The organism is Mesorhizobium sp. (assembly GCF_017306585.1).
Lineage (GTDB): Bacteria > Pseudomonadota > Alphaproteobacteria > Rhizobiales > Rhizobiaceae > Mesorhizobium.
This window is the reverse complement of sequence record NZ_JAFKIC010000014.1, coordinates 1-10,762: the sequence shown is the minus strand read 5'-3', so window position 1 is coordinate 10,762 and position 10,762 is coordinate 1. Positions and strand designations below refer to the sequence as shown.

Sequence of the window (10,762 nt, the reverse complement as noted above, 5' to 3'; positions counted from 1 at the left end):
CGCTTCAAGACCTTCTACACCGCGCTTGCGGCCCGATCTGGATCAAAGAAACTGGCAATCGTCGCCGTCGCCAGAAAGCTTCTCGTCACTCTCAATGCCATCATTCGCGACAAAATCGCGTTCGCATGAACACAGTTGCCATGCCGCGACATCGGCCGTGGAGCGCATGGGAGCAGAATTCTGCACCGCAGCAGCGCTCTGAAGTCGCGGCATGGATCCCGGGGTCTGCGCCGCGTCGCTTCGCTCCTTGCTCCGCCCCAGGATGACGAAGCGGTGGGCGTTTGCGCCAATCGTCAAAGCTTGCTGCCCGTCAACGCCAGCACATCTCCCCCAAACCTTCTACGCATTGGTTCTCTACCGGATCCGGGCATCGATGATCTCGACGAAGCGGGCGAAGAGGCCGGCCTGCGACTTGATCTTGAGCTTGCGGTAGATGTTGCGGCGATGGACCTTCACGGTTCCCGGCACGATGCGCATGGCCCTGGCGATCGATTCCGTGGAGTGTCCCTGCAGCACCAGGTCGACGACATGCTTTTCGCGCGGAGTCAGCGACAGGCTTTTCCAGATATGGGCGCGGTCGAACTCGTTGACGGCGGCGATGGTCTCGTCCTGCCTGCTCTCGGCCGGTTCGTCTGTCGGAAGGGTGGGCCAGCGCAACCTGGCGAAGCTGATCACCGCCGGCGCCATGTCGCGCAGCAGCCGGGCATCGGCGGTGCCGAATGGGCCCGAGGCGCGCAGCCGCATCAGCGACAGCACCAGCGCGTCCTTGCCCGGCAAAGGCACGAAGAAACCGACCTCCTCGGCCAGCCTGGTCTGGCTGTAATAGGAGCGGAAATATTCGCTGGCATAGAAGCGGTCCGGCGCCAGTTCGCGCATGCGCCAGAAGCCCTCCTTGCGCTCGACCGCGGCGTGGTGGAACGGGTCGAGCAGATAGGGCCCCTCCTGATAGAGCGCCACGAAGACATGGCTCTCGGCCGGCGAGAAGGTCTCGAACAGCAGCGGCGGGCGCGCGGCGCCGCGATAGCCGAAGATCACGCAATGGTCGAAGCCGACATGCTGGCGCAGCCAATCGACCATCGCCTTGCCGAACAGCTCGCCGTTCGTCTCCCGCGTTGCCGCGACAAGCGCGGCGAGCCGGCTGTATTCGTGGTTTCGGGATGTGCTCAATCCCTACCCCCTTAAACGCTAAAATAGATCAGATATACCACCTGCGAGGTATATACTAGCTGATGATAGCTCTGGTAGCGTCCTGAAATCGCATCGGAGAGACCGCAGCTTTGACCGCAGTGCCCGACATCGAGTTTCGCGGCGTCACCAAGCGTTATGGCGCGGTGACCGCGGTCAGCGGTATCGACCTCGCCGTGCCTCCGTCGGCCTTTGTCGCCCTGCTCGGGCCGTCCGGCTGCGGCAAGACGACCTGCCTGCGCATGATCGGCGGCTTCGAGCAGCCGAGCGAAGGCCAGGTGTTCATCCGTGGCCAGGACATGGCCGGCACACCGCCATACCGGCGGCCGGTCAACATGGTGTTCCAGCAATACGCGCTGTTTCCGCATCTGGATGTGGCGGACAACGTATCCTACGGGCTGCGCCAGGCAAGGCCGCGGCTCTCGTCACGCGAGATCGGCCAGCGCGCCGGCGAGGCGCTCGAAATGGTGCGGCTCGCCGGCTATGGCGGCCGCAAGATCCATGAACTGTCCGGCGGCCAGCAGCAGCGGGTCGCGCTGGCCCGGGCGCTGGTCAACAAGCCGGCCGTGCTGTTGCTCGACGAGCCGCTGGCCGCACTCGACAAAAAGCTGCGCACCGACATGCAGATCGAGCTGCAGAACCTGCAGCGCGACATCGGCATCACCTTCGTGCTGGTCACCCACGACCAGGAGGAAGCGCTGTCGATGAGCGACTTCGTCTGCGTCATGAATGGCGGCCGCATCGTCCAGCTCGGACAGCCAAGCGAAATCTATGACGAGCCGGCCGACCTGTTCGTCGCCGACTTCGTCGGCAAGACCAATCTATTGAGCGGCACCGTCGCCGGACAGTCGGGCGACCTGGTCGATGTGGCGCTTGCCGATGGTACGGTGATCGCGGCACGCAAGCGGACGGCCCTGCAAAAAGGCGAGACCGTCTCGGTCAGCCTGCGCCCGGAATCGCTCAGTCTGGGCGCCGCCGGAAGCGGTCCGCTCAAAGGCATCGTCCGCAACCGGATTTTCCTGGGCTCGACGGCGGAGTACGCGATCGAGGTCCAGGGCATAGGAACACTGCTCGCCAAGGCTGATCACGTGATCGGCCATGGCAATCTCTTCAAGCCGGGTGAACCCGTCGCCATCGGCTTTGCCACCGGGACGCCGCTGGCGTTTCCCGAAACCAAGAACAACGGGACCAACCAGAGGGTAAACCAACATGTCGAAATCATATCGTGACGGACTGCCGATAAGCCCCGAGAACTTTGTCGATCAGCTGATGCGCCTCAAGCGCGGCTCGATCGGCCGCCGCGATTTCCTTGGCCTCACCGGCCTCGGCATCGCGACGGCGGTGATGGCGCGCGAGATCGGCATCATGCCGACGCCGGCCTTCGCCGCGGAAAGCCTTGGCGACCGCATGTCGATCGCCACCTGGCCGAACTACCACGACCCGCAGACCTTCGAGAATTTCAAGAAGGACACCGGTGTCGCCGTCGAGGTCAATGTGTTCGGCTCCAATGAGGAGATGCTGGCCAAGCTGCAGGCCGGCGCGTCGGGCTGGAGCCTGTTCGTGCCGACCAATTATACGATCTCGACCTACAAAAAGCTCGGCATCATCGAACCGCTCGACATGGCCAAGCTGCCGAATTTCGACGGCACGCAGGAGGATCCGCGCTTCACCTCGGAAGGCACGATCGACAAGGTGATCTACGCCGTGCCGAAGAACTGGGGCACGACAGGCTTTGCCGTCAACACCAAGAAGCTCAGCAAGCCGATGACCAGCTGGAAGGAGTTCTGGGACACCGCCATGGCCGAAGGCGACGGCCGCACCATGGTGCACGACTACCAGCTGACGACGATCGGCAATGCGCTGAAATATTTCGGCTATTCGTTCAACTCGCTGAAGCAGGACGAACTCGCCAAGGCGGAGGAACTGCTGCTGAAGGTCAAGCCGCATCTGTTCGCGGTTTCCAGCGACTACCAACCGGGAATGCGGGCCGGGGACGCCTGGATGACGATGTGCTGGACCAATGACGGCGCGCAGCTTCATCGCGACATTCCCGAGATCGCCTATGTGCTGGGCAAGGAAGGCGGCGAGATCTGGACCGATTTCTACGCCATTCCGAAGGATGCGCCGAACAAGCCCGCCGGCTACGCACTGCTCAACTACCTGATGAACCCGCAGGTAGCGGTGAAGGAGCACCTCGCCAATGGCGCGCCGTCGACCGACGCGCGCGTCAACAAGCTCTTGCCCAAGGAAGTGCTCGACAATCCGATCCTCTACCCGGCGGCGGACCTTTTGACGCCGCTGGAGTTCGGCGCGGCGGCGACGCTGACCGATCCGGGCCGCGCCGAACTGATGGCGCGCTTCAAGTCCGCCTGAGGCCCGGTTTGACGCAGACAAGGAACCGGCGGGCACATGTCCGCCGGCATCGGGGCGGTTTCGATGCACGGCAACAGATTTCGGCATAACTTCCTGACCGCCCTGCTGCTCGCTCCGGCGACGGCATGGCTGGTGGTGTTCCTGGTGCTGCCGTTCATCGCCATCGCGGTGTTCAGCGTCGGCGAGCGGGCGCCGGAAGGCGGCTATCAGGCCGCCTTCACGCTGGCGCAGTATGCCAATCTTCCGGCGCGCGCGACGGCATTCTGGAACACGATGCTGCTGGCGCCGGTGGGCGCGCTCGCCTGCCTGCTCGTCGCCTATCCGGTTGCCTATTATCTCGCCCTGCGGGCGCCGCAGCGCTGGCGGCTGATCCTGCTTGCACTGGTCGTCATCCCGTTCTGGACCAGTCTTCTGATGCGGACCTATGCCTGGATGTATATTCTGGGCGGGCGCGGCATCCCGGCGCTGCTGGCCTTTATCGGCATCGAGGATGTCAGGCTGATCAACACGCCGGGCGCCGTGCTGCTCGGCATCGTCTACGGCTATCTGCCGCTGATGATCCTGCCGATCTATGTCAGCCTCGAGCGGCTCGACAGGCGGTTGCTGGAGGCCTCCGCCGATCTCGGCGCGACGCCGCTCTCGACCTTTCTCGGGGTGACACTGAAACTGTCGCTGCCGGGCGTCATGACCGGCTTCTCGCTGGTCATGATCCTGCTGCTCGGCGAATACCTGATCCCGACGCTGCTCGGCGGCGGCAAGGTGTTCTTCATCGGCAATGCGCTGGTCGACCTGTTCCTGCAGTCGCGCAACTGGCCGTTCGGGTCGGCCATCGCGATCACTCTGGTGGCCGTTTCGGTGGTGGTGCTGATCGCCGCCAACCGCATCTCGACCAGGGTTTCGGGCGCTCGCCGGGTGGACCTGATCTGATGCGCGCCTTTGTCACCGCCGTCTTTGCCTTCCTCTATCTGCCGATCGCGCTGGTCGTGCTGTTCTCGTTCAATGCCGGCCGCCATGCCAGCGAATTCACCGGCTTCTCGGTGCAGTGGTATGGTACGGCGCTGTCCAACCCGTTCCTTGTCGAGGCGCTGAAAAACAGCCTGTTCATCGCCACCACCAGCGCTCTTCTGGCGGCGGTCTGTGGCACGGCGGCCGCGCTCGGCCTGGCGCGGGTCGGTGCCCGGACCCGGGCTGTCTTCGACGGGTTGCTGGGCGCCGCGATCGTCGTGCCCGGCGTGGTCATCGGCATCTCGACGCTGGTCGCTCTGGTCCAGCTGTTCGCGGTCGTCAATCCGTTCCTGGCCTCGATCTGGCCAGGCGATCAGCCGCCCAAGCTGTCGCTTGGCTATGGCTCGATCATCGCCGCGCACGGGCTGTTCTCGATGGCGCTGGTGACGATGATCGTCGGCACGCGTCTCGCCAGTCTCGACCGCAACCTGGTCGAAGCGTCGAGCGATCTCTACGCCACGCCGCTGACGACGTTCCGGTCGATCGTGTTGCCGCAGATCATGCCGGCGGTGGTCGCCGGCTTCCTGCTCGCCTTCACTTTCTCCTTCGACGATTTCATTGTCGCCTTCTTTGTCGCCGGCGCGCAGACGACGCTGCCGATCTACGTCTTCGCTTCGATCCGGCGTGGGGTGACGCCGGAGATCAATGCCATCGCGACGATCGTGCTGGTCGCTTCCGTCCTGCTCGTGGTGCTTGCCCAGTGGCAGCTGCGCCAGCGCAAACCGTCAAACTGAAAGCCTGGATCATGATCCTCAAAGACCGCATCGCCGTGGTGACGGGCGCCGGCTCCGGCATCGGACGCGCCGGCGCCATGATCATGGCCCGGGAAGGCGCCACGGTCATCATTGCCGACAGGGACCGGGCCAGTGGCGAGGCGACGGCCTCTGACATCCGTACGGCAGGCGGCAGGGCCGAGGCCATTGCTACCGATGTCGCGAGCGACACCGCCGTGGAGCAACTGATCGCCGGGACACTCGACAGGCACGGGCGCATCGACATCCTGCACAACCACGCCGGCATCCAGGTCGGCGGCACGCTGACCGAGGTCGGGACCGACGGTATGGACGCCTCGTGGCGGGTCAATGTGCGGGCGCAGTTCCTGGCGGCGAGGATCGTCATGCCGTCGATGATCGCGCAAGGCGGCGGCGTCATTCTCAACACCGCCTCCAATTCGGGCGTGTTCTACGACCGCGAGATGATCGCCTACGCGACCTCGAAACACGCCGTGGTGGCGATGACCAGGCAGATGTCGCTCGACTATGCGCGGCACAATGTGCGCGTCAACGCGCTCTGTCCGGGCTGGGTCGACACGCCGTTCAACGAACCGTTCATCGCCCAGATGGGAGGACGCGAGGCGATCGAGGCCTATGTCCGCACCAGGATCCCGATGGGCCGCTGGGCCAGTGCGGAAGAGATCGCCGATGCGATCCTGTTCCTGGTCTCCGACAGGTCATCCTTCATGACCGGCCAGGCGCTGGTGATCGACGGCGGCGAGAGCATCGGCTGACGCTTTGATTTTCACAGGGCCAAGCGGAAACCGCTACACGTCTTTGCCGGAATTGCTGTCTGCCGTCTCTGCCCTCAGCCAGTCGGCGAAGACCGTCATCGCCTGCGAGTTCTGGCGCCTGCGCCGCGCCGACAGCCAGTAACGGCCGACATCGACCGTGCTGGTGAAGGGCTGCACCAGCTGGCCCGACCCAAGCTCACGGCTGAACATCGAGACCGGAAGCAATGCCACGCCGGCGCCCTGGACGGCGGCGTTGGCCATGGTGACGGAGGAGTCGAAAACGATGCCCTTGACTGGGGGGCAATGGCGCCCCGCCGCCTCGAACCAGCGCAGCCATTCGTCCTCACGGTACGAACAGAGCAGCGTTTCGCGCGTCAGGTCTGTGGGGTCGCGCAGGCGCGCGGCGATCTCGGGCGCGCAGGCCGGCGAGAACGCGCCCGGCAGCAGCGGTGTGTTCTCGGTCCCCTGCCAGGAGCCGTCGCCGAAGCGGATAGCGAAGTCGAGGCCGTCGGCGGCGAGATTGACCCGGTTGTTGTTGGTCGAGATGCGCAGCTCGATGTCCGGATAGGCCCGGTGGAACAGCGGCAGTCTCGGGATCAGCCAGCCCGAGGCGAAGGTGCCGACGACGCCGATGGTGACGATGTCGTGGAAACGGCCGCCCTCGAAACGGTCGAGTGTGACGCTGATCCGGTTGAAGGCGTCGCTCAGCACCGGCAGCAGTGCCTCGCCTTCCTCGCTCAAGGTCAGGCCATGCGGCAGGCGGCGGAACAGCCGCACGCCCAGCACCTCCTCGAGCCCTTTGACCTGATGGCTGACGGCGGCCTGGGTGACGCGCAGTTCCAACCCGGCACCTGTGAAGCTGAGATGCCGCGCGGACGCTTCGAAGGCGCGAAGGCCGTTCAGCGGCAGATGTGATCGCTTCATTTTTCGAGCCCTAGATTTTCTCATGGCGGGGCCGATGTTTACTCGTTTGCGGCGGCGTCAAATCGGGTCCAGTTCTGCGGCGCGGGGCAAGAGAGAGTATGGACATGACGAGCAGACGCGGTTTCATCGGTGGCCTCGCGGTGGTTTTGACGGCTCCCATCACATTTGGCGCGATGGCGAGGGCGGCAACGAGGCCAATAAAATTTGATGGGGTCTTGCCGAAAATAAGGCGGATCGAGGCCAAAAGCGGCGGCCGGCTCGGCGTGGCCTGCAGGATTTCCGGAACGACGGTTCAGTTCGGCTATCGCGAGAACGAGCTGTTTCCGATGTGCAGCACCTTCAAGGCGCTCATGGCGGCGCTCGTCCTGCATCGTGTCGATGGCGGCATCGAACAGCTCGACCGCGCCATCAAGGTTCCGCACGACGCCATCATCGCGAATTCGCCGACGACCAAGAAGTTCGCCGGCGGCGAGATGACGGTGGCACAGCTTTGCGAGGCGGCGGTGACGGTCAGCGACAATGGCGCGGCCAATCTGCTGCTGGCCTCCTTTGGCGGGCCGCCGCAGCTGACCGCCTATCTGCGCTCGATCGGCGACACGGTGACCCGGCTCGACCGGATCGAGCCGGAGTTGAACGAATCGGTGCCGGGCGACGTGCGCGACACCACCTCGCCGCTGGCCATGGTCGAGGATTATGAGCGTCTCGCCCTCGGCGATTCTCTTTCACAAAAGGGCAAGGCGCAATTCGTCGACTGGCTGGTGGCCAACAAGACCGGCGACGAGCGTATCCGGGCCGCATTGCCGAAGGGCTGGAAATGCGGCGACAAGACCGGCACCGGCGAGAAAGGCAGCACCAATGACGCGGCTGTCATCTGGCCGCCTTCAGGCGATCCGATCCTGATGTCGGTTTATTTGACCGGCACGAAACAGAATCTGGCCAAGCGCAATGCGACGATTGCCTCCGTTTCGCGGGTGCTGGTCGAAGCAATCGAGGCCTAGACTGTCGGCGGCGCGGTTGCCGCGCCGCTCCTCTCACACATGCCTGCGGCCGCCGGTCTCGCGGAACCAGCTGTCGGGATAGGGATACCACCACTCCTGGATCGCCGGCTTGTGGTCGATGATGACCATCTTGGAGCGGCGGAAGGCGTCGAGCCCCTGGCGGCCGAGTTCGCGGCCAAGGCCGGAGGCCTTCCAGCCGCCGAAGGGCAGGGCGTCATTGTCGATCAGCGGGTTGTTGACCCAGACCATGCCGGCCTCGAGCCGTTCGGCCGCCTCATGCGCTTCGGCGAGGTCGGTGGTGAACACCGACGCGCCGAGGCCGAACGGGCTGTCATTGGCAAGCCTGATTGCCTCATCGAAATCCTTGACGCGGCAGATGGCGGCGACCGGCCCGAAACATTCTTCGCGCACGATCGCCATGTCCGGTGTGACGCCGGTCAGGATGGTCGGCTCGTAGAACCAGCCGGTGTTGTGCGCTGGCGGGATGCGGCCGCCGGTGACGGCGGTGGCGCCGTCGATGATGGCCTGGTCGACAAGGCGCATGACCTTGGCTCGCGCGGCATCGCTGACAAGCGGACCGATCTCCGTCCTGTCCAGGCCGTTACCGATGCGTAGCGCGCGCGTTCTCTCGGCGAAGAGTTCGACGAAGCGGTCATGGACGGCATCGACGACGAAGAAGCGCTCGGCCGAGGTGCAGACCTGGCCGGTGAGGTGGAAGGCGGCGGTGACGCTGCCGGCGGCGGCTATTTCCAACGGCGCGTGCTGGCTGATGATGAGGGGATCGCTGCCGCCGGCCTCGATGACGCAGGGCTTCATCCGCTCGGCGCAGGCAACCGCCACCGCCTTGCCGGCGGCGACCGAGCCGGTAAAGGCGACGGCATGGGTGCGCTCGGAAGCGATCAATGCCTGGGCGGTGGCGGCACCTCCAGGCAGGCAGGAGACGAGCCCTTCGGGCAGAGCACGGAACACGGCCATGTAGTCGAGCGTCGACAGCGTCGTCGCCTCCGCCGGCTTGATGACGCAGGCATTGCCCGCCGCGAGCGAGGCGGCGACGGTCCAGCACATCAACAGGATCGGGAAGTTGTAGGGCATGATGTGCACGGAGACGCCGTAGGGTTCGTAGCGGGCATGCTGGAACGAACCCGCCTGCGTTGTGCCGGCGACCTTGCCGGCATCGTCGCGCGCCATCTCGGCATAATAGCGGAAGATCGGCGCGCAATTGGCGATTTCGCCGATGGCTTCGGGATAGGGCTTGCCCATCTCGCGCACCATGAGTTCGGCGCAATGGGTGAAGTCCGCCGCCTCGATGGCGTTGGCGACGGCGTGCAGATGTTTTGCCCGGCTCTTGGCGTCGAGCTTCTTCCAGGCTGCCTGTGCTATGGTGGCGGCCGACAGCACGGCGTCGATCTCGCCGTCGCTGGCCGACGCTATCGCGCCGACCGTTTCAAGCGTCGCGGGATCGATCACCGGTTTTGCCGCGCCCGCCATCGGGCGGAACTCCGGATTGACGAAGAGGGTCGGCCGGTCAGGGGAGAAATGCATGTTGTCTTTCTCCACGCATGGAGCCTTTTTTGAGGATTGGCCGCTGGAAATCAGCGGATCATGTAAACCTTCTTGATCGTCTCATGGACGGTGCAGACGCCTTTCCAGTCCTGCGGAAAGAAGGCCGCAGTGTCCGGCTCGATCTCGATGACCTCGCCGGATTCGTGCACATAGGTGCAACGCCCTTCGAGGAAGTGGCAGAACTCGTCGCGGGTGACATGGCAGTGCCATTTGCCTGGCGTGCAGACCCACAGCCCGCATTCGGAACGGCCTTCCGGCCCCTTGTGCAGCAGCTTGCCCGACGTGTGAGACTGTCCCTCGATCATGGTGGGGATGACGCCCCAGTCGACAAGGTCCGTGATGGCGAGCGGCGATTGCATGATTGGCGTGGTCATATGAAGTTCCTTGACGGTGGTCACCGGCACATGAAGGCCTTGGAGAGTGTTTCGGTGATGATGGAGGTGCCGGTCCAGCCGGCGGGGAAGAAGACGAGCGTGCCGGCCTCGACCGGGATCTCCTCGCCATTCTCATGCACGTAACTGCCGCGCCCCGAGAGGAAATGGCAGAACTCGTCCGCGGCGAAGGTGATCGTGCGGGTGCCCGGCGTGCACGACCACAGGCCGCATTCGCTGGAGCCGTCGGGGTTCCTCGACAGTATCCTGCCCGAGGCGCGCGGCGAGCCCGCCAGCGTGTTGGCGCTCGCGCCCCAGTCTTCCAGTTCGACGGTCGTGGCGTCGGGCCAGTGCGGTGTCGGCATGTCTTGCTCCTGTGCGGCTGATACGGTTCAGGCCAGCATGTAGACGTTGCGCATGGTCTCGTGCACCACACATTCGCCTGTCCAGCCGGCTGGGAACATGACCACGGTTCCGGCGGAGACTGCTATCACCTCGCCGACATCGGAGCGGTAGGTCGCGCGGCCGGCGACGAAGTGGCACAGTTCGTCACGCGGCATCGACAGCCGCCAGCTGCCCGGCGTGCAGACCCAGATGCCCGACTCCGGCTGGTTGTTGGGACCCTTGTGGACGAGTTTCCCGGTGGAGTGCGAGGCGCCTTCCAGCGCGTCGGGCTGGGCGCCCCAGTCGACGAGGTCGGCGCGGGTGGACGCCTGGTAGAGGTGCGGCGCGGAGGAGGTCATGGGCGCGCTCCGATATGCTTGTTGAGACTGGGCTCTACGAGGCCCCTCTCTGTCCTGCCGGACATCTCCCCCTCAAGGGGGGAGATCAGATGT

Annotated in this window: 12 protein-coding genes; 6 read left to right on the top strand and 6 right to left on the bottom strand. The window is 64.7% G+C overall.

The genetic code is table 11. The features are described from left to right. Positions 1–354: 354 nt before the first annotated feature. Positions 355–1,167, bottom strand: a complete 813-nt coding sequence (locus tag J0I79_RS00295; RefSeq protein ID WP_292854214.1) for a LuxR C-terminal-related transcriptional regulator — start codon at positions 1,165–1,167, stop codon at positions 355–357. A gap of 110 nt (positions 1,168–1,277) precedes the next feature. Here J0I79_RS00295 and J0I79_RS00290 point away from each other — a divergent pair, with 110 nt between their 5' ends. Genes J0I79_RS00290 through J0I79_RS00270 form a run of 5 tightly spaced genes read left to right on the top strand, consistent with a single transcriptional unit; the run spans position 1,278 to position 6,070 of the window. Next, entirely contained in the window at positions 1,278–2,414 is a 1,137-nt protein-coding gene (locus tag J0I79_RS00290) for an ABC transporter ATP-binding protein (RefSeq protein WP_292854212.1), read from the top strand. Then, the gene (locus J0I79_RS00285) at positions 2,395–3,558 is read left to right on the top strand and encodes a spermidine/putrescine ABC transporter substrate-binding protein (RefSeq protein ID WP_292854210.1); all 1,164 of its coding nucleotides are present in this window, start codon (positions 2,395–2,397) and stop codon (positions 3,556–3,558) included. Before J0I79_RS00290 ends, J0I79_RS00285 begins: the two co-directional genes overlap by 20 nt. Positions 3,559–3,594: 36 nt before the next feature. Then, entirely contained in the window at positions 3,595–4,485 is an 891-nt protein-coding gene (locus J0I79_RS00280; RefSeq protein WP_292854208.1) for an ABC transporter permease, read from the top strand. Continuing rightward, the gene (locus tag J0I79_RS00275) at positions 4,485–5,297 is read left to right on the top strand and encodes an ABC transporter permease (RefSeq protein WP_292854207.1); all 813 of its coding nucleotides are present in this window, start codon (positions 4,485–4,487) and stop codon (positions 5,295–5,297) included. The genes J0I79_RS00280 and J0I79_RS00275 overlap by 1 nt, the downstream gene beginning before the upstream one ends. 11 nt (positions 5,298–5,308) lie before the next feature. Beyond that, complete coding sequence (locus J0I79_RS00270; protein ID WP_292854205.1) at positions 5,309–6,070, top strand: glucose 1-dehydrogenase; 762 nt, start codon at positions 5,309–5,311, stop codon at positions 6,068–6,070. Positions 6,071–6,103: 33 nt separating this feature from the next. On the opposite strand, the gene J0I79_RS00265 is transcribed toward J0I79_RS00270, so the two are convergent. Further along, complete coding sequence (locus tag J0I79_RS00265) at positions 6,104–6,994, bottom strand: LysR family transcriptional regulator (RefSeq protein WP_292854203.1); 891 nt, start codon at positions 6,992–6,994, stop codon at positions 6,104–6,106. 215 nt (positions 6,995–7,209) lie between these two features. On the opposite strand from J0I79_RS00265, the gene bla reads away from it, so the two are divergent. Then, on the top strand, positions 7,210–7,992 hold the full coding sequence (gene bla / locus J0I79_RS00260) for a class A beta-lactamase (protein ID WP_292854201.1): 783 nt from the start codon (positions 7,210–7,212) through the stop codon (positions 7,990–7,992). A gap of 33 nt (positions 7,993–8,025) precedes the next feature. On the opposite strand, the gene J0I79_RS00255 is transcribed toward bla, so the two are convergent. The 4 genes from J0I79_RS00255 to J0I79_RS00240 are packed head-to-tail and all read right to left on the bottom strand — an operon-like array spanning position 8,026 to position 10,669. Next, positions 8,026–9,534, bottom strand: a complete 1,509-nt coding sequence (locus tag J0I79_RS00255; RefSeq protein ID WP_292854199.1) for an aldehyde dehydrogenase family protein — start codon at positions 9,532–9,534, stop codon at positions 8,026–8,028. Positions 9,535–9,584: 50 nt separating this feature from the next. Further along, positions 9,585–9,929, bottom strand: coding sequence for a cupin domain-containing protein (locus J0I79_RS00250; RefSeq protein WP_095202811.1), 345 nt, complete (start codon positions 9,927–9,929; stop codon positions 9,585–9,587). A gap of 20 nt (positions 9,930–9,949) precedes the next feature. Beyond that, the gene (locus J0I79_RS00245) at positions 9,950–10,291 is read right to left on the bottom strand and encodes a cupin domain-containing protein (protein ID WP_292854197.1); all 342 of its coding nucleotides are present in this window, start codon (positions 10,289–10,291) and stop codon (positions 9,950–9,952) included. A 27-nt stretch (positions 10,292–10,318) separates the two neighbouring features. Further along, on the bottom strand, positions 10,319–10,669 hold the full coding sequence (locus tag J0I79_RS00240) for a cupin domain-containing protein (protein ID WP_292854195.1): 351 nt from the start codon (positions 10,667–10,669) through the stop codon (positions 10,319–10,321). Positions 10,670–10,762 lie beyond the last annotated feature (93 nt).

Coding starts and splice junctions, on each gene's coding strand:
- J0I79_RS00285 (WP_292854210.1), top strand. CDS start 2,395: ATGTCGAAATCATATCGTGACGGACTGCCGATAAGCCCCGAGAACTTT.
- J0I79_RS00280 (WP_292854208.1), top strand. CDS start 3,595: ATGTCCGCCGGCATCGGGGCGGTTTCGATGCACGGCAACAGATTTCGG.
- J0I79_RS00275 (WP_292854207.1), top strand. CDS start 4,485: ATGCGCGCCTTTGTCACCGCCGTCTTTGCCTTCCTCTATCTGCCGATC.
- J0I79_RS00270 (WP_292854205.1), top strand. CDS start 5,309: ATGATCCTCAAAGACCGCATCGCCGTGGTGACGGGCGCCGGCTCCGGC.
- J0I79_RS00265 (WP_292854203.1), bottom strand. CDS start 6,994: ATGAAGCGATCACATCTGCCGCTGAACGGCCTTCGCGCCTTCGAAGCG.
- J0I79_RS00255 (WP_292854199.1), bottom strand. CDS start 9,534: ATGCATTTCTCCCCTGACCGGCCGACCCTCTTCGTCAATCCGGAGTTC.
- J0I79_RS00250 (WP_095202811.1), bottom strand. CDS start 9,929: ATGACCACGCCAATCATGCAATCGCCGCTCGCCATCACGGACCTTGTC.
- J0I79_RS00245 (WP_292854197.1), bottom strand. CDS start 10,291: ATGCCGACACCGCACTGGCCCGACGCCACGACCGTCGAACTGGAAGAC.
- J0I79_RS00240 (WP_292854195.1), bottom strand. CDS start 10,669: ATGACCTCCTCCGCGCCGCACCTCTACCAGGCGTCCACCCGCGCCGAC.